At 71.4% G+C, this 26,512-nt stretch carries 18 protein-coding genes and 3 pseudogenes; 8 read left to right on the top strand and 13 right to left on the bottom strand.

The features are described 5' to 3' along the window. Positions 1–58: 58 nt before the first annotated feature. Positions 59–1,726, bottom strand: coding sequence for a fumarate hydratase (locus ACU6P3_RS22330; protein WP_352084067.1), 1,668 nt, complete (start codon positions 1,724–1,726; stop codon positions 59–61). 273 nt (positions 1,727–1,999) lie between these two features. On the opposite strand from ACU6P3_RS22330, the gene ACU6P3_RS22335 reads away from it, so the two are divergent. Further along, positions 2,000–2,704 (top strand): DUF1707 SHOCT-like domain-containing protein, encoded by a 705-nt coding sequence (locus ACU6P3_RS22335; RefSeq protein WP_344270085.1) that lies wholly within the window; start codon positions 2,000–2,002, stop codon positions 2,702–2,704. Positions 2,705–2,943: 239 nt separating this feature from the next. Further along, the gene (locus ACU6P3_RS22340; RefSeq protein WP_344270088.1) at positions 2,944–3,321 is read left to right on the top strand and encodes a WhiB family transcriptional regulator; all 378 of its coding nucleotides are present in this window, start codon (positions 2,944–2,946) and stop codon (positions 3,319–3,321) included. Positions 3,322–3,801: 480 nt separating this feature from the next. On the opposite strand, the gene glpX is transcribed toward ACU6P3_RS22340, so the two are convergent. Continuing rightward, entirely contained in the window at positions 3,802–4,833 is a 1,032-nt protein-coding gene (glpX, locus tag ACU6P3_RS22345; protein ID WP_447193823.1) for a class II fructose-bisphosphatase, read from the bottom strand. A 123-nt stretch (positions 4,834–4,956) separates the two neighbouring features. Here glpX and ACU6P3_RS22350 point away from each other — a divergent pair, with 123 nt between their 5' ends. Further along, complete coding sequence (locus tag ACU6P3_RS22350; protein ID WP_447193824.1) at positions 4,957–5,532, top strand: DUF4245 domain-containing protein; 576 nt, start codon at positions 4,957–4,959, stop codon at positions 5,530–5,532. Positions 5,533–5,672: 140 nt separating this feature from the next. Here the strand turns inward: ACU6P3_RS22350 and ACU6P3_RS22355 are convergent, their stop codons facing one another. The 4 genes from ACU6P3_RS22355 to ACU6P3_RS22370 form a co-directional block, all read right to left on the bottom strand. Further along, a complete protein-coding gene (locus ACU6P3_RS22355) occupies positions 5,673–6,260 on the bottom strand; it encodes a malonic semialdehyde reductase (RefSeq protein ID WP_447193825.1) in 588 nt (195 codons plus the stop codon). 261 nt (positions 6,261–6,521) lie between these two features. Further along, positions 6,522–6,860 (bottom strand): exodeoxyribonuclease VII small subunit, encoded by a 339-nt coding sequence (locus ACU6P3_RS22360; protein WP_447193826.1) that lies wholly within the window; start codon positions 6,858–6,860, stop codon positions 6,522–6,524. Between the two features lie 130 nt (positions 6,861–6,990). Continuing rightward, a complete protein-coding gene (xseA, locus tag ACU6P3_RS22365) occupies positions 6,991–8,199 on the bottom strand; it encodes an exodeoxyribonuclease VII large subunit (RefSeq protein WP_344270100.1) in 1,209 nt (402 codons plus the stop codon). Between the two features lie 138 nt (positions 8,200–8,337). Further along, positions 8,338–9,909, bottom strand: a complete 1,572-nt coding sequence (locus ACU6P3_RS22370) for an APC family permease (RefSeq protein WP_447193827.1) — start codon at positions 9,907–9,909, stop codon at positions 8,338–8,340. Positions 9,910–10,019: 110 nt separating this feature from the next. Between ACU6P3_RS22370 and ACU6P3_RS22375 the strand changes: the two genes are divergently transcribed. Next, a complete protein-coding gene (locus ACU6P3_RS22375) occupies positions 10,020–11,060 on the top strand; it encodes a 4-hydroxy-3-methylbut-2-enyl diphosphate reductase (RefSeq protein ID WP_447193828.1) in 1,041 nt (346 codons plus the stop codon). Between the two features lie 262 nt (positions 11,061–11,322). Further along, a complete protein-coding gene (ppgK, locus tag ACU6P3_RS22380; protein ID WP_447193829.1) occupies positions 11,323–12,060 on the top strand; it encodes a polyphosphate--glucose phosphotransferase in 738 nt (245 codons plus the stop codon). Positions 12,061–12,244: 184 nt separating this feature from the next. Here the strand turns inward: ppgK and ACU6P3_RS22385 are convergent, their stop codons facing one another. Beyond that, positions 12,245–13,048: a DUF6542 domain-containing protein gene (locus tag ACU6P3_RS22385; protein WP_447193830.1), complete on the bottom strand. Its 804-nt coding sequence runs from the start codon at positions 13,046–13,048 to the stop codon at positions 12,245–12,247. A gap of 351 nt (positions 13,049–13,399) precedes the next feature. On the opposite strand from ACU6P3_RS22385, the gene ychF reads away from it, so the two are divergent. Continuing rightward, complete coding sequence (gene ychF / locus ACU6P3_RS22390; RefSeq protein WP_447193831.1) at positions 13,400–14,488, top strand: redox-regulated ATPase YchF; 1,089 nt, start codon at positions 13,400–13,402, stop codon at positions 14,486–14,488. 135 nt (positions 14,489–14,623) lie between these two features. Here ychF and ACU6P3_RS22395 read toward each other — a convergent pair. Both ACU6P3_RS22395 and ACU6P3_RS22400 read right to left on the bottom strand, forming a co-directional pair. After that, positions 14,624–14,884 (bottom strand): annotated as a pseudogene (locus tag ACU6P3_RS22395) (type II toxin-antitoxin system RelE family toxin); the annotation flags it as partial. Further along, a pseudogene (locus ACU6P3_RS22400) lies at positions 14,880–15,148 on the bottom strand (type II toxin-antitoxin system Phd/YefM family antitoxin). The pseudogenes ACU6P3_RS22400 and ACU6P3_RS22395, both read right to left, overlap by 5 nt. Positions 15,149–15,311: 163 nt before the next feature. On the opposite strand from ACU6P3_RS22400, the pseudogene ACU6P3_RS22405 reads away from it, so the two are divergent. Continuing rightward, positions 15,312–15,455 (top strand): annotated as a pseudogene (locus tag ACU6P3_RS22405) (ATP-binding protein); the annotation flags it as partial. A gap of 73 nt (positions 15,456–15,528) precedes the next feature. Here the strand turns inward: ACU6P3_RS22405 and sbnB are convergent. Both sbnB and ACU6P3_RS22415 read right to left on the bottom strand, forming a co-directional pair. Next, positions 15,529–16,554 carry a 2,3-diaminopropionate biosynthesis protein SbnB gene (gene sbnB / locus ACU6P3_RS22410; RefSeq protein WP_447193832.1) on the bottom strand — a complete coding sequence of 342 codons (1,026 nt, stop codon included), beginning with the start codon at positions 16,552–16,554 and terminating at the stop codon, positions 15,529–15,531. A gap of 168 nt (positions 16,555–16,722) precedes the next feature. Continuing rightward, positions 16,723–17,313, bottom strand: a complete 591-nt coding sequence (locus tag ACU6P3_RS22415) for an LmbU family transcriptional regulator (RefSeq protein ID WP_447193833.1) — start codon at positions 17,311–17,313, stop codon at positions 16,723–16,725. Positions 17,314–17,815: 502 nt separating this feature from the next. On the opposite strand from ACU6P3_RS22415, the gene ACU6P3_RS22420 reads away from it, so the two are divergent. Continuing rightward, a complete protein-coding gene (locus ACU6P3_RS22420; RefSeq protein ID WP_447193834.1) occupies positions 17,816–18,070 on the top strand; it encodes a hypothetical protein in 255 nt (84 codons plus the stop codon). Positions 18,071–18,163: 93 nt separating this feature from the next. Here ACU6P3_RS22420 and ACU6P3_RS22425 read toward each other — a convergent pair whose 3' ends face one another. Both ACU6P3_RS22425 and ACU6P3_RS22430 read right to left on the bottom strand, forming a co-directional pair. After that, positions 18,164–19,093 (bottom strand): ornithine carbamoyltransferase, encoded by a 930-nt coding sequence (locus tag ACU6P3_RS22425; RefSeq protein ID WP_447193835.1) that lies wholly within the window; start codon positions 19,091–19,093, stop codon positions 18,164–18,166. Positions 19,094–19,098: 5 nt separating this feature from the next. Beyond that, positions 19,099–26,502: a non-ribosomal peptide synthetase gene (locus ACU6P3_RS22430; protein WP_447193836.1), complete on the bottom strand. Its 7,404-nt coding sequence runs from the start codon at positions 26,500–26,502 to the stop codon at positions 19,099–19,101. Positions 26,503–26,512 lie beyond the last annotated feature (10 nt).

Consider the following 26,512-nt stretch of genomic DNA (forward strand, 5'->3'; position numbering starts at 1 on the left):
GCTTCCCCGGTGGCCACCCGAGGGTGACCACCGGAGCGAGGACGGGAGCGAGGCCGGGTCAGGCCAGGCCGGGGCCCCGGACCGGGATGCTGGTGAACGTCGGGGCCGGTGCGGGCTCGGTGAAGAAGTCGTTGCCCTTGTCGTCCACGACGATGAACGCGGGGAAGTCCTCCACCTCGATCTTCCAGACGGCCTCCATGCCCAGCTCCTCGTACTCCAGGACCTCGACCTTCTTGATGCAGTCCTGCGCGAGCCGGGCGGCGGGGCCGCCGATCGAGCCGAGGTAGAAGCCGCCGTGCGTCCCACAGGCGTCGGTGACCTGTTTCGAACGGTTGCCCTTGGCGAGCATGACCTTCGAACCGCCGGCCGCCTGGAACTGCTCCACGTAGCTGTCCATCCGGCCGGCCGTCGTCGGGCCGAACGACCCCGAGGCGTACCCCTCCGGCGTCTTGGCCGGGCCCGCGTAGTAGACCGGGTGGTCCTTCAGGTACTGCGGCATGCCCTCGCCCGCGTCGAGCCGTTCCTTGATCTTGGCGTGGGCGATGTCGCGGGCGACGACCAGCGGGCCGGTGAGCGAGAGCCGCGTCTTCACGGGGTACTTCGTCAGCTCGGCGAGGACCTCGTCCATCGGGCGGTTCAGGTCGACCCGTACGACGTCCCCGCTCTCGTCCAGGTGCTCGTCCGTGGTGTCCGGGAGGAACCGCGCCGGGTCCTTCTCCAACTGCTCCAGGAAGACGCCCTCGGCGGTGATCTTCGCGACGGCCTGGCGGTCCGCCGAGCAGGACACGGCGATCGCGACGGGCAGCGACGCGCCGTGCCGCGGCAGGCGTACCACCCGCACGTCGTGGCAGAAGTACTTGCCGCCGAACTGGGCGCCGATGCCGATCTTCTGCGTCAGCTCGAAGACCTGCTCCTCCAGCTCCTTGTCCCGGAAGCCGTGCCCGGTGGGCGAGCCCTCGGTGGGCAGTTCGTCCAGGTAGTGCGCCGAGGCGTACTTGGCGGTCTTGAGCGCGAATTCCGCGGACGTGCCGCCCACGACGATCGCCAGGTGGTACGGGGGGCATGCCGCCGTACCCAGCGAACGGATCTTCTCCTCCAGGAACTTCATCATGGAGGTCTCGTTGAGGACCGCCTTGGTCTCCTGGTAGAGGAACGACTTGTTGGCGGAACCGCCGCCCTTCGCCATGAAGAGGAACTTGTAGGCGCCGCCGTCGGTCGCGTACAGCTCGATCTGCGCGGGCAGGTTCGAGCCGGTGTTCTTCTCCTCCCACATGGTGAGCGGAGCCATTTGCGAATAGCGCAGGTTCAGCTTCGTGTACGCGTCGTAGATGCCGTGCGACAAGGCCTCCTCGTCGCTCCCCCCGGTCAGCACGTTCTGCCCGCGCTTGCCCATGACGATCGCCGTGCCGGTGTCCTGACACATGGGCAGCACGCCGGCCGCCGCGATGTTCGCGTTCTTCAGGAGGTCGAGCGCCACGAACTTGTCGTTCGAGGACGCCTCCGGGTCGTCCACGATCCGCCGGAGCTGCGCGAGGTGGGCGGGACGGAGGTAGTGCGAGATGTCGTGCATGGCCTCGGCGGCGAGCGTCCTGAGCGCCTCCGGCTCGACTTTGAGGAACGTACGCCCGTCGGCCTCGAAGGTCGAGACGCCTTCGGCGGTCACCAGCCGGTAGGGCGTGGTGTCCTCTCCCAGCGGAAGCAGGTCGGAGTACGCAAACTCTGGCATGTCGGCCATTCCTCACTCGACGGACGCGGCGCGGCCCGCTTCGGCGGCGCCTGTCCAGCGTAGGACGCGGTACCGACAGCGTTGCTGTGAGGTAGGGCTCAGTTCGGAGGCCGGGGGCCGGGGGGCGGAGGCCGGGGGGCGGCTCCGTCGTTCGGCTCCGGGGACCGGGGTCGACTCCGGGTGTCCGGCCGTGCGGCTCGGTTCCGCCGTCCGGCGCGCCGTACGGCACCCTGCCCCTAGTCGCGATCTATCGCGTTTCGCTACCCTGTGGCCGTGGACCTCGAAAAGCAGCCTCAGAAGCCGGACGCGCCGGTGCGGCCCGCCGCCGACCCGGTGCCGCCTCCCGCCGCCATCAGGGCCTCCGACGCGGACCGGGACCGGGTCGCGGACATCCTCCGGGAAGCCCTGGCGGAGGGCCGGCTGGACGCCGAGGAGCATGCCGAGCGGATCGACTCGGTCTACCGGGCGAAGACCGTCGGTGAACTGGAGCCCCTGGTGCGGGACTTGCCCGCCGTCGGCGCCGACGGCCGCACCGCCGCCGGACCCTCGGCGGCGGTGTCGTACGGCTACGGCCCCGAGGAGTCCGGGGCTCCCGCCGAGAACCTGGTGGCGGTCTTCAGCAGCACGACCCGCAGAGGCCGCTGGCGCGTGGGCCGCAAGACGCAGGCGTTCTCGCTCTTCGGCAATGTCGAGATCGACCTGACCGAGGCGCTCTTCAGCCAGCGGACGACGGTGATCAACGCGACGTCCATTTTCGGCAATGTCGAGGTCTACGTGCCCGAGAACATCTCCCTGCGCGGCAGCGGTACGGGCATCTTCGGCAATTTCGAGGTCGTCACGCTGGAGAGTTCGGAGCCTGACGCGCCGGTCGTCGTCGTGAACGGCTTTTCCGTGTTCGGCAATGTCGAGGCCAAGCCCAAGCGCGGCAAACTGATCACCGACCTGCGCCGCCACCTCCGCAAGCACTTCGGCTACTGAGCCCGCCGTCCGCCGCGCCGGCACGAGGTGGCCTCTTGCTTCGTCGCGAGGTGGCTGGGATCGCGCCGGAAGGATGCGGCGTTTTCCGGCCAAAAACGTTCTGCGGGCTCATGTTGTCCGGAATTCCGCACGGTATTCCGAACTCCGAACTGGGTAGCACTCAGTGCATAGGAGTGCGTACAGCGGGTAGGGAAGGCTGCATCGTCTCTCGCTCGCGAAGCCGTCGTCAGGAGTAGACCGTGCTGCAACTGCCGCATCAGCCCTTGCAGGTCGCCGCCGTCCCGCCACAGCGGAGTCCCACTCGGGAGGATCAGGCCGGCCCCTGGCATTCGGAGGCGGTGTGCCGCCGGGACGAAGCCGGACTGTTCTTCGCCCCGTCCAAAGAGCCGACGGCCGCCAGACTGGCGCGGGAGGAGGCCGCGAAGCGGGTCTGCGCCCGCTGTCCGGTCATGGTCGAATGCCGGGAACACGCGCTGCTCCAGCCCGAGCCGTACGGGGTGTGGGGCGGACTCACGGCCGCCGAGCGCAGAGTGGTGCTGGCCCGGCGGAGGCGGCGAGAACTGGAGCTGAGGAAGGCGGCGGCGTCGGCGGGCGGCAGGGTCGCCGCGGCCGGCTGACGCTCCCTCTTTTTTGGGGCTCGGTTCGCCTCCGGGGGCGGAGTGGAGGTTTACGGGCCGGGGAAACCCCGACGTGGTCCGGGGCGTCTCGCTGACCGCCGCGCGCGGCCTTCTTTTTGAGGGCTCGGTTCGCCTCCGGGGCGTGGGTGCCGGAACCCCCGATGGGGGCCGGGGCGTTCGGTGACTGCCGCGCGCGGCCTCTTTTTCGAGGGCTCGGTTCGCCTCCGGGGCGCTTTATGCCCCTGTCGACGGTCGACCGTGCTCGGTTTGCTCGTACCTCGCAAACCTCCGCGCGCTCTCCCTTTCGACAGCGGCGCGCCCCTTCGGCTCACTCGCCGGCGGGCGTGCCCGGCCGGGACGTATCGGGCGCCCGGAGGCGAACATGGGCATCCCGGGCGTAGCACGTGCCCCCGCCCCGGCACCACCCACCGGGCACCACCCACCAGGCCCCGCCGCCCGGCGGGCACCGCACGCGGAGCGTCATTTCGCGCGGTCGAAGTCGATCGTGCTGTAGGCCCGCAGCTTCGACAGCCGGTGCGTCGAGTCGATCTGCCGGATCGTGCCCGACTTGGAGCGCATCACCAGGGACTGCGTGGTCGCCGTTTCCGAGCGGTAGCGGACCCCGCGCAGCAGCTCGCCGTCCGTGATGCCGGTGGCGACGAAGAACACGTTGTCGCCGCTGACCAGGTCGTCGGTGGACAGTACGCGGTCCAGATCGTGCCCCGCGTCGATCGCCCGCTGCCGTTCCGCGTCGTCCTTGGGCCAGAGCTTGCCCTGGATCACGCCGCCGAGGCACTTTATGGCGCACGCCGAGATGATTCCCTCCGGCGTGCCGCCGATGCCCATCAGCAGGTCCACGCCGGTGCCCTCGCGCGCGGCCATGATCGAACCGGCCACGTCGCCGTCGGAGATGAACTTGATCCGGGCGCCGGTCTCCCGGATCTCCTTGACCAGGTCCTCGTGCCGGGGCCGGTCGAGGACGACGACCGTGACGTCGTCCGGGGCGGATCTCTTGGCCTTGGCGACCCGGCGGATGTTCACCGACACGGGCGCGTTGATGTCGACGTAGTCGGCGGCCTCGGGCCCGGTGACCAGCTTGTCCATGTAGAAGACCGCGGACGGGTCGAACATCGTGCCCCGGTCGGCGGCGGCCAGGACGGCGATCGCGTTCGGCATGCCCTTCGCGTTCAGGGTCGTGCCGTCGATGGGGTCCACGGCGATGTCGACCTCGGCGCCGGTGCCGTCGCCGATGTGCTCACCGTTGAACAGCATCGGCGCCTCGTCCTTCTCGCCCTCGCCGATGACGACCACGCCGTTCATCGAGACGGTGGAGACGAGGGTGCGCATGGCGTTCACCGCGGCGCCGTCCGCGCCGATCTTGTCGCCGCGCCCGACCCACCGGCCGGCTGCCATGGCCGCCGCCTCCGTGACCCGGACGAGTTCCAGGGCGAGGTTGCGGTCGGGCGCCTCGGGAGACACCTCGAGCGGGGGAGGCAGATGATGCTCGGTCATCGGAGCGCACCTTTCTGTACGGCGACGGCCGGATAAGAGGGTGATATGACTCTATCCGTACATCGACAAGTTGAGCAGTGGGGCCCACGGATGAGCGCCGGAGCGTGATGCGACCATGGTGGGGTGGCAGGTATGCGAGGCAAGCAGACGGTTCGGGACATGATCCTGTCGATGGCGGTCATCGGAGCGGTCGTCGCGGTCATCTATGTGTTCATTCCGCACGACGACGAAGCGGCTCCGGTCCAGCCGGTCGACTACCGCGTCGAGTTGCTGACGGCCCGGCGCGCCGCGCCGTACCCGGTGCTGGCCCCGGCGGGCCTGCCGGAGGGCTGGAAGGCCACGTCGGTCTCGTACAAGACCGAGAGCGACGACGCCTGGCACCTCGGCTACCTCGACCCGGACGGTGAGTACGTCGCCGTCGAGCAGTCCACGGCGCCCCCGCGGAAGTACGTGCCGGAAGTCAGCCGGAAGGCCGCGGACTCGGGCCGGACGCAGCAGGTGGCGGACGAGGAGTGGCAGCGCTGGGAGGGGCCCAAGTACGACGCCCTGGTCCGTACGGAGGGCGGCGCGACCACGGTCGTGACCGGTACCGCGTCCTTCGAGCGGCTGGGTGAGATGGCGGCGGCGCTCGAGGCCGGGAAGGACGCCGCGCCGGCCCAGGAGCCGCAGGAGTCCCGGAAGCCGCAGGGTGACGCCTGACGGTCCTGACAAGGGGGCCGGGGCCGCCGCTGAGGCCGGGCCGAGTACGACGACGAGGCCGCCCTCCGCGGCAGGGCGGGCGGCATCGTCGCGTCGTACCGGCCCCGCCCGCGTGTACGGGCGGGCCGCCGCGGACGGCGTCAGACGGTGGTGACGACGTCCTCGTAGCCGAGTCGCGGGGAGCGCGGGAACCAGGCGTTCTCGCCGGGCCTGCCGATGTTGACGATCATCAGCGGGGTGTGGTCGTCGTCCAGGAACTCCTTCTGGACTCCGGCGGGGTCGAAGCCGGTCATGGGCCCGGCGGCCAGGCCCGCCGCGCGCACGCCGACGATGAAGTAGCCGGCCTGGAGCGCGGCGTTCAGCGCGGCGGCGCCCTCGCGCACCGGACGCTCGGTGAAGAGGTCCTTGGCCTGCGGGTAGTGCGGGAGGAGCCGCGGCAGCTCCTCGTGGAACTCGTTGTCCGCCGCCAGGATCGCGACGAGCGGGGCGGTGGCCGTCTTGGGCCGGTTGCCCTCGGACATCAGCGGTACGAGGCGCTCGCGAGCCTCGGCGGAACGGACGAGGACGATCCGCAGGGGCGACTGGTTGAAGGCGGTGGGGCCGTACTTGACCAGGTCGTAGACGGCCCGGACCTGCTCCTCGGTCACCGGCTCGGCGGAGAAGGTGTTGGCGGTCCGGGCCTCCCGGAAGAGGAGGTCCTGGGCGGCGGGGTCGAGGGCGAGGGACATCGGTGCACCTTCCGGAACGTGCGGGATCGCGTGATCGCGGATCAAGAATTCGACTTCACCGTACATATTGTTGAGTGAAGCTTCAACTAAATCCGGAGCTGGGTGTTCCGATTCACAGGCGCGGGGAGCCGTCTCCTGCCCGCTCGCGGGCCCGCGGGCATCGCCCGGCCCGTACCGCTGACCGCGCGCCGGGCCCGTCCTCCCGTCGCGGCGGAACCGGTACCTGGTGCCGCGACGGGGCAAACGTTGCCGGGAGGGGCACTACGCGCCGGGCTCGCCCGTCCCCCTGCCGGCCGCCCGGGAATCCGCCTCCGCTTCCTCGGCCTCGTGGGCCAGCGACGCGTCCAGCCTCGCCCGGGCCCCCTCCAGCCAGCGGCGGCACACCTTCGCCAGCTCCTCGCCGCGCTCCCACAGGGCCAGCGAGTCCTCGAGCGACGTGCCGCCCGCCTCCAGCCGGCGGACGACCTCGATCAGCTCGTCCCGCGCCTGCTCGTAGCCGAGCGTCGTCCCGCCCACCGCCTCGCCGGTCGCTTCTCCGCCCGTCCCCCGGCCCGCCTCTTCGCTGGTCTTCCCGGTCGTCACTTCGTCCGTCCTGGCCATGTGTCCACCCTAGGTACGCGCCGCACGGCGGGGCGCGGTCCGACAACGACAATTCCGTGAGCCGGGGCGCGGCGGCGCGCCCGGGCTCGGGCTCGGCACCCGCCGCGCTCGCCGCGGGGGCCCCACCGGCTCACTCCGACACCCGCACCGAGAACTCGCCCTCGGCCACCCGGGCGCGCAGTTCCTCGGCCGCGGTGACCTCCCGCGGGGACCGTACGACCGTCCCGTCCGGCCGCTGCAGCACGGCGTACCCCCGCTCCAGCGTGGCGGCGGGCGACAGCGCGACCACGCGCGCCAGCGTGTGCGACAGCTCCGAGTCCGCGCGGTCCAGCAGATGGCGCAGCACCCGGCGGCCGCGGTCGGCCAGCGCGTCCACCTCGGCCCGGCGCTCCTCGACCATCCGGTGCGGTCGCTCCAGCGCGGGCCGGGCGAGCGTGTGCGCGAGGCCGCGCTCCTCGCGGTCGAGCAGCCCCCGGACACAGCGGAGCGCACGCTCCCGCAGCGCCTGTACGCGTTCCAGCTCCTCGCCGACGTCCGGCACGGTCTTCTTCGCCGCGTCGGTGGGCGTCGAGGCGCGGACGTCCGCTACGAGGTCGAGCAGCGGGGAGTCCGGCTCATGGCCGATGGCCGAGACGACGGGCGTGCGACAGGCGGCCACCGCCCGGACGAGCTGCTCGTCGGAGAACGGCAGCAGGTCCTCCACGCTGCCGCCGCCGCGCGCCACGATGATCACGTCGACCTCGGGCAGGGCGTCCAGCTCCTTCACCGCCTGGACCACCTGGGCGACCGCGTTGACCCCCTGCACGGCGGTGTTGCGCACCTCGAAGCGCACGGCGGGCCAGCGCCGCCGCGCGTTCTCCAGCACGTCGCGCTCGGCCGCGGACGCGCGGCCGCAGACCAGGCCGATCAGCTGCGGCAGGAAGGGCAGGGGCTTCTTGCGGTCCCGTGCGAAGAGCCCCTCCGCGCCCAGGGACTTCTTCAGGCGCTCCAGCCGGACCAGCAGCTCACCGATCCCGACCGGCCGTATGTCCGTGGCCCGCAGCGACAGCTGCCCACGCGGCGCGTACCACTCCGGCTTGGCCAGCACCACGACGCGCGCGCCTTCGGAGACGACATCGGCGATCGCGTCGAAGACCTGCCGGAAGCAGGTCACGCTCACGGAGATGTCGTACGACGGGTCCCGCAGCGTCAGGAAGACGACGCCGGCGCCGGGCCGGCGCGAGAGCTGCGTGATCTGCCCCTCGACCCAGACGGCCCCGAGCCGGTCGATCCACCCGCCGATGAGCCGGGACACCTCGCCGACGGGCAGCGGAGCTTCCGCGGTTGTGTGGAGAGCCATACCGAGGAGCGTATAGGCCGGGTACGACACCGCCCCGTGCCCGGCGGCACGGTGCCCGACCCGCGCCGAGCGGCACGGCCCGTGCCCGGCGGAACAGTGCCCGGGTGCCGACCTCCCGCCCGGGCGGGGCAGGCGCCGTCAGTGCTCGCGCTCGTCCTTCCCGGATGCCGGAGGCCGTGGGGCGGCGGCACCGCCCCGGCGCCGTTGCGCCAGCACCACGACGAGCCCCACCACCAGCCACGCCGCTCCCACCAGCTGCGCGGTCCTCGCCGCCGCCGCGATGACGGCGATCAGGATCGCCGCGCCGGTCACCGGCAGCACCACCTGCGCGACCGGGCGCGGGGGACCGGCCGCGCGGCGTACCGCGAACCAGCCCACCACCGACGCGTGCAGCAGGACGAAGGCCGTCAGAGCACCGATGTTCACGACGGAGACCAGCTCGTCCAGGCCGTCCGCCCGGCGCGCCGCCCAGACCGCCGCGACCAGCGTCACCGCCGCCGCCAGCAGCAGCGCCACCCGCGGTACGCCCGAGTCCGTGCGGGCGAGCGCGCGCGGCAGACGGCGTTCGCGGGCCATCGCGAAGAGCAGCCGCCCGGCCGCCGCCTGCCCCGCCAGCGCCGCGAACGCCGCGCCGATCGCCTTGCTCACCGCCACCAGGTCGTGCAGCCAGCCGCCGACCGACCGGTCCACCGCGTCGTAGAACGCCGACCCCTGCTTCGCGGGGTCCGCCGCGAGCTGCGCGGACGTCACCGGTTCGAGCAGCGCCACCAGGTAGGTCTGTACGACGAACAGCACGCCCGCGAGCGCCAGACACGCCAGCAAAGCCCGCGCGACCTGCCGTGACCCGGCCGCCCGTTCGTCCGCCTGCCCCTTCGCCGCCGTGCCCTGTGTCGCTCTCGTCCCCCTTCCCGTCACCTCCCCTTCCTTTTCCGCCCCCTCTCGCGTCCCTTTCACTTCCTCCGCGAACGAGGCGATCGCGTCGAACCCCAGATACGACAGCACCGCCACCGACACCGCGCCGAGCACCGCCGTCACCGAGAAGACCGTGTCCCCGGTGAACGGCGTCGCCCAGCCGCGCTCGGCACCGTTCCGTACGAGCACGACGAGTGCCGAGACCACGAACACCAGCAGCACCGCGATCTCCATCGCCAGCACCGCGAATCCGACCCGCGCCGCCGCCCGCACCCCCCACAGGTTGAGAGCCGTGGTGACGACGACGGCCAGCGCCGTCCACACCCACCGGTCGACGGACGGCACGAGTGCCTCCATGGCGATCCCGGCGAACAGGTAGGCCACGGCGGGGATCAGCAGATAGTCGAGCATCGCCATCCACCCGGCGACGAATCCGGGCCCTTCGCCGAGCCCCTTGCGCGCGTACGCGAACACGGAGCCGGCCTGCGGGGCGACCCGCACCATCTGGGCGTAGCTGAACGCCGTGAACGACATGGCGACCGTCGCCACCACGTAGACGAGCGCCACGGAACCGTGCGAGCGGGCGTCGAGCGTGCCGTACACGCCCACGGGCGCCATGGGGGCGATGAAGAGCAGCCCGTAGACGACGAGGTCCCGGAAGCCGAGCGTCCGCCGCAGCGCGCCGCCACGTACGGCCCCCGCGCTCCTTCCGCTCCCGCCATTCCCGCTCGCGCCCTTGCCGCTCGCGCTGTTGCCGCTGCCGCTGCCGCCGCTGCCGTCGTCGGTCCCGTCGCTCATCCCGGCCCTCCAGCCACTTCCTCCGCGCCGCCGGTCTCCGCACACCGTCTCCCCGTCCGCCCAGTGTGCGACGGAAGGCCGATCATCAGCCTTGCTCACACGGCCTTACGATGGGACGCATGACTGCTACGTCCCGCCCGTCGCCCGCCGCCACCCCCCGTGGAGACGCCGCGCGCCGCGCCGGCAAACGCGTCCTGCTCGCCGCTCCCCGTGGCTACTGCGCCGGGGTCGACCGCGCCGTGATCGCCGTGGAGAAAGCCCTGGAGCAGTACGGCTCCCCGGTCTACGTGCGCCACGAGATCGTCCACAACAAGTACGTCGTCAAGACTCTGGAGAAGAAGGGCGCGATCTTCGTCGACGAGACGGCGGAGGTCCCCGAGGGGTCGATCGTCATGTTCTCGGCGCACGGTGTCGCGCCGGTCGTCCACCAGGAGGCGGCCGAGCGCAAGCTCGCCACCATCGACGCGACCTGCCCCCTGGTGACGAAGGTCCACAAGGAAGCCGTCCGCTTCGCCAACGAGGACTACGACATCCTGCTCATCGGCCACGAGGGCCACGAGGAGGTCATCGGCACGTCGGGCGAGGCCCCGGACCACATCACGCTGGTCGACGGCCCGAAGGACGTGGCGAACGTCGAGGTGCGGGACGAGTCGAAGGTCGTCTGGCTGTCCCAGACCACGCTGTCCGTGGACGAGACGATGGAGACGGTCGACGCGCTCAAGCAGCGCTTCCCGAAGCTGATCTCGCCGCCGAGCGACGACATCTGCTACGCGACGCAGAACCGTCAGATCGCGGTCAAGCAGATGGGCGCCGACGCGGACCTCGTGATCGTGGTCGGTTCCAAGAACTCCTCCAACTCCGTTCGGCTGGTCGAGGTCGCCCTCGGCGCCGGCGCGGGCGCCTCGCACCTGGTGGACGGCGCTGAGGAGATCGACGAGAGCTGGCTGGACGGGGTCTCGACGGTCGGCGTCACCTCGGGCGCGTCCGTTCCGGAGGTGCTGGTCGAGGGTGTGCTGGAGTGGCTCGCCGAGCGCGGCTTCGAGGATGTCGAGATCGTCAAGGCGGCCGAGGAGTCGATCACGTTCTCGCTGCCCAAGGAACTGCGCCGCGACCTGCGGGCGGAGGCCGCGGCGCTGGCCGAGAAGGCGTGACGAGCGGGCGCTGATCAGACGCGCCTGGGCTCGGCTGTCGGTCCGCGTGCCGATCATGGTCCGGGCGTCCCGCCGTGGCCCGGGCGCCCCGCCATCGTCCCCGGCGCCCCGCCATGGGCCGGAGCCCGGCCGTCGCCCCGGGCGCCGCACATCGCTCCGGGGGCCGGCCGTCGTCGGCCTCCCCCGCCTCCCCCGCCTCCCGCGCTCGCGGGCGCAGCCCTCCCGGACGTCGCTGTCGGCGGCTGGCCGTAACGTGGCTTCCATGAACGTCTTCGGAGTGGACATCGGCGGCTCGGGCATCAAAGGCGCGCCCGTTGACCTGGACCGCGGCGACCTGGCCGAGCCGCGGCACAAAGTGCTCACCCCGCACCCGGCGACGCCCGACGGCGTCGCCGACGGCGTGGTGGAGGTGGTGCGGCACTTCGGCTGGTCGGGCCCGGTGGGCATCACCTTCCCCGGGGTGGTCACCGGGTCCGTGATCCGTACGGCCGCCAATGTCGACAAGTCGTGGATCGACACGGACGCGGGTGAGCTGCTCGGCGACCGGCTGGGGCAGCGGGTCAGTGTCCTGAACGACGCGGACGCGGCGGGCGTCGCGGAGATGGCGTTCGGCGCGGGGCAGGGCCGCAAGGGCGTGGTCTTCCTGCTGACCTTCGGTACCGGCATCGGCAGCGCGCTCTTCATCGACGGCAAGCTCGTGCCCAACACGGAGCTGGGACATCTGGAGCTGCACGGTCACGAGGCGGAGAAGCACGCGTCGACCAAGGTCAAGGAGGACGAGGACCTCAGCTGGCACCACTGGGCGCACCGGGTCCAGAAGTATCTGGAGCACGTGGAGATGCTCTTCTCGCCGGAGCTGTTCATCATCGGTGGCGGAGTGAGCCGCAAGGCCGACAAGTTCCTGCCGCTGATCAAGGGCATCAGGGCCGAGATCGTCCCGGCGGAGCTGCAGAACAACGCGGGGATCGTGGGCGCGGCGATGGCGGCGTCCGAGGGCTGATCGTCGCCCGTGGGGACGTGCCGCGCGCGCCCGGACGGTCGGGCGCCCGGCACGTGTACGTGGAACGGGCGGCCCGGCAGGTCCTGGGGGAGGCCGGTCCGGGCGCGCGCGGCCGGCAGGCGCGGCGACGTGTGGCCGAGGTGTGCCGCGGCCCGGCCGGGGCACGGCTGACAGGCGCGGCCTGTCAGCCGTGGCGAGAGGCCCGGAAGGCGGCGACAGCGGCCCTGGTGGCCGCGGCCTCCCGGGCTCGCTGACGACGGCCCATGTCCTGGACCTTCCGTACGGTCGCGATCAGACCCGCGACGAGCGTGCCGCCGTACAGCCAGCCCGCGTGCACGGCCAGGGTGGTGACGAGCGCCATCGTGTGTCCGCCGAAGCCCCCCGCGCCCCCGGCGATCGGGAGCGCCCCGACCGCGAAGGCGATCGGCACGCTGATCGGGGCGGTCACGAGGTCGGCGGGGCGTACCCACAGCGCGGTCACGGCGCTGACCGGCAGGAACATCGCCCCGTACACCGCTTGGGCGCCGTCGAAGAGCAACTGGTCCGCGTAGGCGCAGAAGAGCATGGTGGCGGTGGCGAAGAGCCCGGCGCCGAGTCCGGTGAACCGGGGGTTGGGCAGGCCGCGCGGCCGCGTCGGCCCGGCAGCCCCCCGCCGCCGGGACACGGCGGCGGTCCGGGTGGGCCCGCCGGCCCGGGTGGATGATGCGCCGGTCCGGGAGCCACGGGCCCGGCCGCCGTCGACGGACCCCTCCGACCACGCGGCCGGGCCGGGCCCGCCGGGCCCCGGCACGGCGCCTCCCGACCCGGTGCGGCCCGCGGCCACACGCCGCCCCGTCGTGGCACCGCCGGCCGGGGGACCTGACAGCAGGGGCCGTGCGGGCAGGGCGTTGTCGGGCAGGGAACCCCCCGCCGTCATGGCGCGCCGCTGCGCGGGGGCGCGCTGCGGGCGGGGGTGCCGCTGGGGCTGGTGGGTCCTGCGCTGCGCCATCGGTGCCGCTCCGTCCTGTGCTGCTCCACCGGACCAACGTAGGCGCCGGAGGGGGACGAATCAGGCATGGGACACGCCCTTGGAACGACCTTGCCCCGGTGTTCGAGGCATGGAGACGCCCGGGCGGGCCCCGGACCGCCGTGCCGAAGTGTCCGGGCGCGGCGGGCAGGGCGGAGTCCGGCACGGCCGCACGCCGTGCGCCACGGCCGTACGCGATGAGGCGCCGCGGGGCGGGAGGCGCTGGGCAGCGCCGCGCGGCGAACCGGTCATCGGCCGCGGCGGCCCGCCCGTAAACTGGGGGATCGGGCCCGCCGGGGCCGCGCTCAGTACCCACTCCAGGAAGTCGCCAACGTGTCGCTCACGATCGGAATCGTCGGCCTGCCCAATGTCGGCAAGTCGACCCTGTTCAACGCCCTGACCAAGAACGACGTGCTGGCGGCCAACTACCCGTTCGCCACGATCGAGCCCAACGTGGGTGTGGTCGGCGTACCCGACCCCCGCCTGGACAAGCTCGCGGAGATCTTCAGCTCCCAGCGGATCCTCCCGGCGACCGTCGACTTCGTCGACATCGCGGGCATCGTGCGCGGCGCCTCGGAGGGCGAGGGCCTGGGCAACAAGTTCCTGGCGAACATCCGTGAGTCGGACGCGATCTGCCAGGTCATCCGGGCCTTCCAGGACGAGAACGTCGTCCATGTCGACGGCAAGGTCTCGCCCAAGGACGACATCGAGACGATCAATACCGAGCTGATCCTGGCCGACCTCCAGACCATCGAGAAGGTGCTGCCGCGGCTCCAGAAGGAATCGCGGATCAAGAAGGACATCGCTTCGAAGGTGAAGGCGGTCGAGGAGGCCAAGGAGATCCTGGAGAGGGGGGACACCCTCTTCTCCGCGGGCATCGTCCAGGGCAGTGAGAAGTCCGAGCCGCTGCACGACCTGCACCTGCTGACGACCAAGCCGTTCCTCTACGTCTTCAACGTGGACGAGGACGAGCTGACGGACGAGGCCTTCAAGGACCAGCAGCGCGCGCTGGTCGCCCCGGCCGAGGCCATCTTCCTCAACGCCAAGCTGGAGGCAGACCTGGCGGAGCTGGAGGCCGACGAGGCCCTGGAGCTCCTGCAGGCCATGGGACAGGAAGAGCCCGGCCTCGCCACCCTCGCCCACGTGGGCTTCCGCACCCTCGGCCTGCAGACCTACCTGACGGCCGGCCCCAAGGAATCCCGCGCCTGGACGATCAAGAAGGGCGCGACGGCCCCCGAGGCGGCCGGTGTGATCCACACCGACTTCCAGAAGGGCTTCATCAAGGCCGAGGTCATCTCCTTCGCCGACCTGGTCGAGACGGGCTCGGTGGCGGAGGCCCGCTCGGCGGGCAAGGCCCGTATGGAGGGGAAGGACTACGTGATGCAGGACGGCGACGTGGTGGAGTTCCGCTTCAACGTCTGAGCGGATGAACTGACACCACGTTGCTCGACGTGGCAGACACGCAGGTCGGAAGGGGACGGACTCGTGAGAGGCCGACCCCTTCGTCCGTCCCGTGCTGGATCGGTGCTGGGTCTTCTGCCCGGACGTCAGGCGTACTCACGTGTCGTACAGAGTGGAGCGATGCCCGACGTGTACGACCCACACCACCAGCTCGCCGTTGTCGATCGTGTAGATCACGCGATAGTCGCCCACCCGTAGGCGGCGGCGGTCGGGCTGGGAGACAAGAGCGGTGGTGTTGAACCCCAACGGGTCACTCTCCAGCTCGGTCAACTTGGCCAGAATGCGGAGGGCCATGTCTCGCGATGCCTTGCGGAGTTCGGCCTGAGCCTCGGGCCGGAAGACGGCGCGGTGCTCACTCGCTGCGTGCCAGCGTCTCCCTCATGATGTCCTCGATCGGGATGCCGTGCGCTGGACTGGCCATGCGCTCGTCGATGATCCGGTTGATCTCGCGCTCTTCCCACTCTGGTATTTCCGGAGCACGTCGATGGACACCACGGCAGCAACCTCCTTGCCTCGGCGCGTGATCACCGTGGGTACGTCGTCACGGTCGGCTCGTTCCACGACCTCGGCCAGGTGTGTCCGGACATCGCGGATGGACTCTGTGGGCAGCGGCTGCGTCATGCGCCCAAGTGCACCTGGTGTTTCATGTGTACGCAATGGCCGCGTTGGCTAATGCCGACGTTACTAACATTGTTGTTAGTGTCACGAGTGGAGGTTGGCCGACGTGGTGGATTTCGTAGGTCGTCGGCAGGAGCTGGCGACGTTGGAGTGAGAACTCCAGAAGGTGGCGGCAGGGCTTGGCGGGGAGCGGCCCGGTCGGTGCGTGATGTTGCGAGGGCGGCGCCGAGTGGGCAAATCGCGACTGGTCGAGCGGTTTGCGGAGCGCTCCGGAGCCCCCTTCTTGTTCTACGCGGCGACCGGTGCTTCCCTTCCGGCAGCGTCTGCCCGGACGTCGGAGCCGGGCCTCGGGGAGACGGCCCGGGGCCGGACGGCCGGGCGGCTCAGCCGTAGCGGCGGGTCTCGTGGAAGAAGCCGGGTACCGTGTGCAACTCCCCGGCCGCGGTGACCTCTTCGTACACGTGGCGGGCCAGCGCGAGATCGAGGACGCCCAGGCCGAACGGGGAGAAGACGACGGTACGGTCGGCCGGCGGGGCGAGGTGGCCGGTCAGCGCGTCGTGGAGGGTGCCTGCCACGAAGTCGCGGTGCCCCGTCCGCTGTTCGGCCAGATGAGGTGAGGTGTCCGCCTTCAGGCAGTGGTCCACGTCGTCGACGACGTTGTACGAGTCCAGGATGATCTCGGGCGAGAGATCGCGCAGCGAGACGTGCAGCACCAACGGGTGATGGGCGAAGTGCTCCGGGTCGTGGATGTGCGGGGTGCCGGCGACCGTCGCGAAGACGACGAGGTCGGCGGCGCGGATGACGTCCTCGGCGCTGTCGTGGACCACGGTCGGGGTGTCGCCGGTGTGCCGCAGCCGCTCCTGGAAGGCGGCGCTGTACTCCGGCTCCAGGTCGTACAGCCCGATCTCGTCGAATCGCAGGCCCGCGGCCAGGAGATACCGGTGCACGTAGCGGGCGATGAGCCCCGTGCCGCAGAATCCGACCCGGCGCGGGCGCACGCCGCGCAGGGCGCTCAGCCGGACCGCGGCGAGCGCGGCCGACGCGGCGGTGCGGCTCGCGCTGATGATGGAGCTCTCCATGCAGGCGAACGGGTAACCCGTCACCGTGTCATTGAGAATCAGCACGGCGGAGGCCCGGGGAATTCCGGACGCCACATTCTCCGGAAAGCTGGAAATCCATTTGACGCCGTGTACGTCCACGTCCCCGCCCACCGAAGCGGGGAGTGCGATGATCCGGGAGGAAGGGCGGTCCGGGAAGCGAAGGAAATATGAGTCGGGATTGACGGTCTCGCCCCGGCCGTGCAGCAGATAGGCGTTCTCTATTACCTTCGTGACCTGATTCTCGTGTCCGTCGAGGACTTCTTTTGTCTGGGTGCCCGAGATGACTGCGAAGGGGGGAACGGAATTCATGGATCATGGCTATCGGGCAGGCCGTGATTTTTCAAGTGGCCGGTCCCGCGTGGTGGCGCCGGGCGCGTCCCGCCGGCGGGACGGGCGCCGATTCCCCGAAGCGGCGGTCCGTGCGGGGGCGCGGGCGCGGCGGGGGCCCGCCGCCCGCACGGCCCGGGGCCGGTGCTGCTAACCCGCGTCCACCGCGGCTGTCGCCGCGCCGTCCAGTACGGCCACCATCCAGGCCAGCAAGTCCTGGTCGGCGCTCTCCGCGGCCCGCTGCCACCGCTGCTTCTGCTGGCCCATCAGGTCCAACTGGACGCGCACCACCGACTTTCCGCCGTCGCCCAACTCCCGGCTGTCCCGGATCCGCCGCCGGAGTTCATTGCGGGACCAGCCGTGCAGTTCCGTCTGGGTGAGCCACCTCTCCTGCTCGGCCTCGGGGAGGCTGGTGACCTCGGCGTGGTGCTGGAAGCTGAGCTTCGCCCGGCGCCTTTCCGGAGTGAACCGCCGCGCCACCCAGGCGTAGTTGCGCAGGGTCTGGTAGTCGAGAGAGGTCTCGGCGATTGCCTTCTTGTAGCGGTTCGGGTAATTCGACTGCCCGAAAATGAGCCAGTCGCCCAGCCACCAGGCGGAGGAGTCGGCGATGACATGGATCTGCCGGCCCAGGTTCCGCCATTCGTCGATGGTCATACTCTCCGGCATGGCGAGCGTGACTCGCTTGGTGATGGCTCTGCTGCCGACTCCCAGGCGTTCCTGCGCCGGCCGTGTCGTCGACACGGTGCCGTTCCTGCCCGTCACTGTTTTGTAGACATTGTCCGACATAAGGTCTTTGCCTTTGCTCGTCCGCTACTGCCTGCTGCGGAACGAGATTGCCAGGGCGGGCCAAAAATTGACTATATGAAAACTTGACGGTTGTTTTGCGAAGCTTAAAGCGGTGTCGGTGGCGCTCGGTGGGCCACCGGTTGTGGAACCGGCCGGGTCGCCGTGCCCCCGTCGCCGGCATGCGCACGGTCTCCGTGGCGTGCCGGGCGTCGTGCTCGGGGCGGCACCGGCGTGGTCCACGGTCGTGCGCACCCGATCGCCTTTCTCTCCCTCCGCCGCCGAATGGGAGATCCGATGGATCACCATCCAGGAATTGTTTTCCCGGTGTGCGCGAATGGCTGATCAGAAAGATTTCGGGCGGGTTGGATCGGAATGGTGGTGAACGCTTTCACTCTTCGGTCACGGACGGTGACTCTGGTACGCTAAAGAGGTTGTTCTTGGATACGGAGGGGCGTTGATGGCGAAAGATTCGGGGCAATCCAAGGTATTTGAGGTGGTCCAGACCGTGGCTGTGCTGGCCGCGATCCCGCTCGGTCTGATCCCTCTGGTCCAGTACGTCGCGAGTGACGATCACGGCGACCTGTTCCGTGCCTTATTCGGTGAGCAGACCGGCTCGATGGGGCTGCTGCTGCCGGGCCTGGTCATCCTCGTGGCGCTGGTGATCGTAGGAGTGGCGGAAGTCGCGAAGAAGCGCGGCAACACGTCCCAGTGAGCGGATTGGAGCGGGCCCGGGGCCGGAAACCTCCGTCCATCGGGCCCGCGTTCGCCGCGTGGGCCGGTCGTCGGCGTCCGCGCTCGCGGGCCGCTACCGGGCCAGGCACCACTCCAGGACCGCCATCGCGCTGTGCAGTTTGAACCGGGCCTGCTCGAACGCGATGCTCGCGGGCCCGTCCAGCACCTCGGCGGTGACCTCCTCCCCACGGTGCGCGGGCAGGTCGTGCATGAACAGGGCGCCCGGACACCGGGCCATCACCCCGGCGTTCACCTGGAACGGCTCGAAGTCCCGCCGCCAGAGCGGATCGGCCTTGCTGGTCCCGGTCGTGTTCCAGCGCGTGGTGTAGACGACGTCCACCGCCGTCGGCAGCGACTCCATGTCATGGCGCTCGACGGCCCGGCTGCCGTAACGGCCCGCCAGGGCCTGCGCCTCGGCCAGCACCTCCGGCGCCAGACCGTAGCCCCTCGGTGTGCGGAACTCGATCTCGGTGCCCGGGAACCGGGGCAGCGCCAGGGCGAGCGCCGCCGCCGTGTTGTTGCCCTCCCCGGCGTACAGCAGCCTCAGACCGTCCAGCCGCCCGAAGCGGGACCGGAGGGTGGCGAGATCCGCCAGGGCCTGGGTGGGGTGTTCGTCGGCGCTCATCGCGTTGACGACCGCCGGGCAGTGCTCGGCCAGCAGCCGCATCTCCCCGGGGTCCCCGGCCGTACGGATCACCAGTCCGTCCAGCATTCCCCCCAGCACCCGGGCGGTGTCCCCGAGCGATTCCCCGGTGTTCAGCTGGAGGTCTCCGGGACCGTACGTGATCACGTCGGCGCCGAGGCGCAGCGCCCCGGTCGTGAACGACGTACGCGTACGGGTCGAGGTCTTCGTGAAGTACACGCCGACCACCCGTCCCCGCAACGGCGCGTGCCGGGACGCCGCGTCCGGATCCAGGGCGATCTCCCCGGCGCGCCGCACCAGCCGGGCGAGGTCGGAGTCGTCGAGATCACGCAACGAGATGACATGACGGGCGTCGGCCATGGTGGTCACTCCTCACCGCTCGGGGAACGTTCGATGACCTGGTCCAGCCGTGCTGCCAGGGTGGATACGTGGGGCGGGAAGAGCGCGCTGCGGTGGTCGCCGGGAATCCGGCCGGACCGGATTCCGCCGGCCGCCAGGGCGCGCCACTGGTCGAGGTAGCGGTCGAAGGTCCGGCCGATGATGTCCTCGTACCCGCCTTCGGCGAGTTCCTGGCAGACGAGTACGTCCACCGCGCCGGCGTACCGCGGGAACCGGTAGTGCAGCCGCAGCTCGGCCATCTCCCGCCAGGACCTGAGCCGATGGCTCCAGCCGTGGACCAGGTCCAGGTCGAGGGCCTCGTCCCCGAACACGGTGTCCCCGTCGTCGACGATCGTGCGCAGCGCCGCCAGCAGTTCGTCCCGTGTCCGGGCGCGCTCCGGGCCGTCCGCGGACTCCCGCAGCCGGGTCAGCGCCGCGCCGGCCCGCCGCAGCTGTGCCACGTTCTCCGCGAGCGGGTTGACGCCGGTGGAGGGGTACTCGATCGGGTCGATGAGGATCAGCCGGGGGCGTTCCCCGTCCGCGCGCAGTGCGCGTGCCATCTCCCAGGCGATGCCGCTGGAGCCGCACCAGCCGAGAATGTGGTACGGACCGTGGGGCCGTTCCCTTCTCAGCGCGGCGACATAGGCCGCCGCGACCTCCGCGAGGCTCTCCGGGGCCGGGGCGTCGCTGTGCAGCCCCGGCCACTCGAAGGCCGCCACGGGACGTTCGCCGGCGTAGACCTCGGCCAGATGCCGGTACCAGTGAGCGCTTCCGCCACCGGGATGCACACAGAACAGCGGGTCGCCCTCGCCGGTGTCACCGAGCCAGATCAGCGGGGAGGGCTCCTCCGCGGGAGCCGGCGGGGACTCCTGCCGGCCGGGCCCCGGGGCCACGGCCTGTGCCGCGGCGGTACGGGACGCCACCTGACGTGCCATCGCCCGCACCGTACGGTGCCGGAGGAAGTCCCGGAAGGCCAGCTCGATGGAGTGGGTGCGGGCGAGCCGGGCCGTGATCCGCATGGTGAGCAGGGAATGACCGCCCAGCGCGTAGAAGTCGTCGTCCCTGCCGACGCGTTCGACACCGAGGGCCTCGGCCCAGGCGGAGGCGATGGCCTCCTCGACCGGTCCGACGGGAGGCACGTACTCCGTGTCGCCCTGGGGCCGCGCGGTGTCGGGCGCGGGCAGCGCGTTGCGGTCCACCTTGCCGTTGGCGAGCCGGGGGAAGGTCTCCATGGGGACGAAGTGGGTCGGCACCATGTGACCGGGCAGGGCCGTGCGGGCGTACCGGGCCAGTTCACCGGGCGGGAGCCTGTCCTCGCGTGCGATGACGTAGGCCGCGAGCTGCTGGGCCCCCTCGGGACCGGGCACCGGACGCGCCACGGCCGAGCGGACCCCCGGGTGCGCGGTGAGCGCCGCCTCGACCTCGCCCAGCTCGACGCGGAAGCCACGGATCTTCAACTGGTGGTCACGGCGGCCCAGGACCTCGATACGGCCGTCCGCCAGCCGTCGGCCGATGTCGCCCGTCGCGTACATGCGGCTGCCCGGGACGGCGGCGTACGGGTCCGGCAGGAACACGTCCGCGGTGCCGGCCGGGCGGCCCAGGTACCCCCGGGCCAGCCCCCCGCCGCCGACATGGATCTGTCCGGCCACCCCGTACGGCACCGGCTCGAGGCGGTCGTCCAGCAGGTAGCAGGCGGTGTGGGCGGGCAGGACCCACGCCGGGGGCGTGTCCGGGGCGTACCGGCTGCCGAAGCAGTACACGGTCGCCTCGGCCGGACCGTACATGTCCCACACCCCGGCCTCGGTGGCGCCCAGCCGCCGGGTCAGTCCGGTCCCGAGCGACTCCCCGCCGGAGACGCGGCGGAAGCCCGGCGGCGCGGTCCAGCCGGTCTCGTCCAGCATCTTCCAGGTCGTCGGTGACGCCTGCATCAGGGTGGCCCCGCGCGAGCGGAGCACCTCGGCGAGCGAGAGGGGGTCCTGGGCGTAGTCGTTGCCGGCGAGGACCAGCCTGCAGCCGGCGGCCAGGGCGACGAAGACGTCCAGCTGCCAGACGTCGGTGGTCGTCGGCACCACCGTGACCACGGTGTCGTCCGAGGTGAGAGCCATGTCCCGGATCATCGAGCGCACCCGGCCGGAGAAGGCGGCGTGCCGCACCGTCACGCCTTTCGGGCGGCCGCTCGATCCCGATGTGTGGACGACGTAGACCAGCTCCTCGGGGTGGGCCGGCCGCGGCGCGGCTTCGGTGACGAGGTCGCCGACGTCGGTGGGGAGCACCGTCCTGAGCGAGCCCGCCTGGGCCCCCACCTGTGTCCGTACCGGCGCGTCCGCCACCACGACGGCCACCCCCGCCCCGGTCAGGATCGCCGTGTTGCGTGCGGCGGGATGCGAGGGGTCGACCGGTACGTACGCGGCGCCGATGCCGACGATGCCGAGTACGGCCGCCACCAGTTCCGGGTCGTCGGCGGGCAGACATACGCCGACCGGATCACCGGCTCGCACGCCCAGCGCCCGCAGGTGTGCCGACCAGGAGCCGGACCGCTGCCGCAACTCCCCATAGCTCATGCGGTGTTCGCCGTGTTCGAGGGCCACCGCCCGCGGTGCCCGCAGGGCCTGCTCGTGGACGAGTTCGTGCACCGCGAGGGCGGGCCCGACGGCCCCCACGGCCTGATGGGCGGTGCCGTCGTGGGTGGTGCCGTCATGGGTGGTGCCGTCGTGACCGTTGCCCTCGGCGAGCAGCCGCCGGCGCTCCTCCTCCGGCAGCAGGGAGACCCGGGCGTCGCCGTCCGGATCGGCGGCCATCAGGTCCAGCACCGACCGGTACATCTCGGCGAGCAGCGCGGTGTACCGCTCCCCGATCCGGCTGGACTTGGCCACCAGGACCAGGTCACCGGCCTCGGTCAGCACGCACAGCGGAAACTCGTTCAGGCTGATGTCGGTGGTGTCGGTGGTGTCGACGGCCGTGCGGTCCAGCACATGGAAGTCGAGGTAATTGAAGGCCACGTCGAACAGCCGGTCGCCCCGGCCGAATTCGTGCTGCAACTGGGGCATCGGGAAGCGGCGGTGCGGCCACAGCTCGACTTCCCGGGCGAACACCTCGCGGACCAGCTCCCGCCAGGTCCGTGCCGGCCCGGGGGCGACCAGCGGCACCGGGTTGAGGAACATGCCCCGGACCTGGTCCCCGCCCTGGACCTCGGTGCGGCCGTTGCACACCAGGCCGGAGTAGAAGCCGTCGCCCTCGGCGAACGTCCGCCACACGGCGACATGGGCGGCGAGCAGCACGCTCTTGAGCGAGGCCCGGGCCAGCCCGGCGAGATGCCGCAGTTTCCCTTCGAGGTGCCGGTAGGGGACCCGCAGGTGGTAGTCGCCCGGACCGTCCGGATCGGCCCAGGCCGGCGGAATCGTCAGCCGTACGGCGTTCTCCAGCCGCCCCGACCAGAACGCGCGGTCCGCCGGGCCGTCGAGGCTGAGCCGCTCCTGCGCGATGAAGTCGGCGTACCGGACGGTGGTCCGCGCCGTCACCGACGGCTTCCGGCCGGCGCGGACGGCCCGGTAGCACGCGATGATCTCGGAGAGAACGGAATTGTGGCTCCAGCCGTCCAGCACCGCGTGGTGTTCGGTGAGGGAGAGATGGAACCGGTCGTCCGCGACGCGATGGGCGTGCACCCGGATCAGCGGGGCCTCGCCCGGCTCGAACAGGCGCCCGCGCTCCGCCGCCCGGAACCGGTCCATGAAGGCCCTCTGCTCCTCGGCGGAGGAGCCCCTGAGATCCGCGTGGCCGAACTCGGCCTCGGCGGAGGCGTACACCAACTGCAGCGGCTCCGAGAAGGTGTGCAGGTCGAAGCCGGTCCGCAGGATCTCGTGCCGGGCCACCACCGTGTTCGACGCCGCCTCGAGGGCCTCGCTGTCGAACGGGCCGTCATCGCGGATGAGGTAGCTGGTGATGTTGTGGTACAGGTTCCGCTCGGAGTCGGAGAGCATCTCGTAGACCATGCCGGCCTGTACGCGGGCGAGCGGGTAGGCGTCACTCACCCCCTCCGGGACCTTGGCCCGGTCTTCCGCGCTGATCAGCGAGAACGGCGGGACACCCACCACCTCCGCCGGGGACGCGCCCCGGGAGGCGGCCAGTTCCGCGATGGTCTGGTGACGGAACAGGTCCTGTACGGAGTACGGCAGCCCACGGGCGCGCAACAGGCCGACCAGGCGGACGGCACGGATCGAATCCCCGCCGAGCGAGAAGAAGTTGTCGTGGACACCGATCCGCCGCGGCCCGTCGAGCACCTCCGCCAGGGCCGCGGCCATGGTTTCCTCGGTGGCCGTACGCGGCGCGACGAAGGCGTCCGCCGCCTCGTGCCCCGACGCGTCGGGGCTGGGCAGCGCGCCGAGGTCCAGCTTGCCGTTGGCGGTGAGCGCGAGCTTCGGTACGGACATGAACGTCGCCGGCACCATGTAGCCGGGCAGCCGCGCGGCCACGTACCGCCGCAGGTCCGCCACCGCGACCTCGGCACCGTCCTTGGGGACCGCGTAGGCGACGAGCTGCCGGTCGCCGGGAGCGGACTCGTGCACGGTGACGGCCGCGGCCGTCAGGTCGGGGTGTCCGCTCAGGCAGGCCTCGATCTCTCCCGGCTCGATACGGAAACCACGGATCTTCACCTGGTCGTCCGACCGCCCGAGAAAGCCGATGTCCCCGTCGCGCAGCACGCGGGCCTGGTCCCCGGAGCGGTAGAGCCGCGCACCCGGCGGGCCGAAGGGGTCCGGGACGAACCGCTCCGCGGTCAGGGCCGGCCGGCCGAGGTATCCGCGGGTGACGCCCGGGCCGCCCACGTAGAGTTCGCCGGGCGCCCCGGGGGGAACCGGCCGCATGCGCGCGTCGAGCACGTGCAGGGTGAGGTCCGGCAGCGGGAGGCCGATCGGGCTGCGGTGCCCGCCGAGGTCGTCCCGGCCCAGCGGCCGGGAGGTGACGTGCACGGTGGTCTCGGTGATGCCGTACATGTTGACGAGCAGCGGCGCACGGTCGCCGAACCGCTCCCACCACGGCCGGAGTGTGTCCACGTCGAGCTTTTCCCCGCCGAAGACGACCAGGCGCAGCCGGAGACGGTCGAGCACCGGCTCGTTCCGGGCCGTCAGCTCCGCCAGGTTCCGGAACGCGGACGGAGTCTGGTTCAGTACGGTCACCCCCTCGTCCGCCAGCAGACCGGCGAGGTCCCACGGTGAGCGCGTCACCTCATGCGGGACGATCACGAGGCGACCGCCGTGGAAGAGCGCGCCCCACATCTCCCAGACGGAGAAGTCGAAGGCGTAGGAGTGGAACAGCGCCCACACGTCGTCCGGGCCGAAGCCGTGCTCGTCCTTGCCGGTGGTCAGGAGCCGGACCACATTGGCGTGGGTGACCTGAACGCCCTTGGGACGGCCGGTGGAACCCGAGGTGTGGATGACGTACGCGAGGTCGTCCGGGTGCGTGTCGGACGCCGGGGCCCGGTCCGGCGACGCGGCGATCCGGGCCCGCTCGACGGGGTCGTCGAGGACGACGGTCCCGCCGGGCACCCGGTGGGCGGTCTCCGCCGCCCCCTTCGCCGGCGTGCTGTCGGTGACGATCACCCGGGGAGAGGCGTCGCGGACGAGGTAGTCGATCCGCTCGGCGGGGAGCGCGGGATCGAGCGGGAGATACGCCGCGCCCGCCTTGAGCGTCGCCAGCACCGTGACGATCAGATCGATCCCGCGCGGCAGCCGGATCCCGACCAGTTCCTCCCGCCCGGCACCGGCCGCGCGCAGCCGGTGCGCCAGGCGGTTGGCGCGGGCGTCCAGTTCGCCGTACGTCAACGGCTCGCCGTCGAAGGTGAGCGCGACGGCTTCGGGACGCGCCGCGGCCTGTGCCGCGAACCGCTCGTGCAGGCAGGTGGTGACGGGCGCCGCAGCGGCCGGGGGGCGTGTCCCCCGTCCTCCCCGCCCCGCCCGGCGTGCCTCCTCCTCGCTCATCAGCGGGAGCTCACTGATCCGGGTGCGCGGCTCCCGTACGGCCGCGTCGAGCAGCCGGACGTAGTGCTCGCCCATCCGCCGTACGGTGTCCGCGTCCATCAGGGAGTGGGGAAAGGTCACCGATCCGGTCACCGAGCCGTCGGAGTGCTCCTCCAGCGCCCAGGTCAGGTCGAACTGGGCGTGTCTCTGCTCCAGGGGGATCAGCTCCCCGGTGAGGGCGCCCGCCTCGAACCGGAACGGCTCGTTGTTCTGCAGAACGAAGTTGACGCCCGTCAGGGGATGGGTGGCGAGGTCACGGCCGACGGCCAGCGCGTCGACGACGCGCTCGAACTGCACGTCCTGATGAGCGTAGGCGTCGACCGCGGTGGCCCTGGCGCGTCGGAGCAGTTCGGCGAAGTCCGGGTCGCCGGACAGGTCCGCGCGCAGGACCAGCGTATTGACGAAGAGGCCGATCAGGTCGTGGGTGTCGGCGTGGGTCCGGCCCGCGATCGGGGAGCCGACGGCGAAGTCGGCCTGGCCGGTGTACCGGTGCAGGAGGGACCAGAAGGCGGCCAGGTAGACCATGAAGGGGGTCGCCTGGTGGGCACCGGCCAGCGCACCCGCCCGGCCGGCCAGCGCGGCCGGTATCCCGAAGGTGACGGTCGCCCCCGCGGGTTCCCAGACGGCGGGGCGGGGCCGGTCGGTGGGCAGCTCCAGTGCGGGCAGGTCGCGCAGTTGCCCCACCCAGTACTCCAGTCCCCGGCCCAGAAAATCGTCGGAGGCGTGGGCGCGCTGCCAGACGGCGAAGTCGGCGTAGCGCAGTCGCGGTTCGGGCAGCGACTCCCCGGCGCACAGGGTGGCGAGTTCGTGGGCGAGCAGACCGCCGGACCAGCCGTCCACCGCGATGTGGTGCACGACGATCGCCAGGACGTGCTCCTCGGCCGCCAGCCTGATCAGCCGCGCCCGCAGGACGGGGCCGGCGGCCAGGTCGAACGGCGTGGCGCTGTCCGCGTACAGCAACGCGTCCACGTCATCGGGGCTCGCGCCGGTGAGGTCGTCGGTCAGCAGGTCGACGGGGGACGGCGGATCGATGGTCTGCACGGGTTCACCGTCGTCGCCGAGCGTGTAGCGGGTACGCAGGATCTCCTGGCGGCGCACCAGTTCGTTCAGCGCGCGGCGGATGTCCGCCTCGGCCAGGGGGCCCGTCAGACGGAACACCAGCGGTACGAGGTACTCGGTGCCGCCCGGGCGGAGCTGGTCCAGCACCCACAAGCGGCGCTGGGCGGAGGACAGCGGCAGCGATCCGTCCCGGGGTGCCACCTCGATGGCGGACCCGTTCGGCACCGGCGCCGAGGCACGCTGCCGCAGACGGTCGCGGAGCAGCCGTGCGCCACGGCTCGCCTCTCGGTCGCGCTCGCGCTCAGGCTGGTCAAGGCTCATGTGAACATCC

This window comes from Streptomyces hebeiensis (assembly GCF_052983195.1).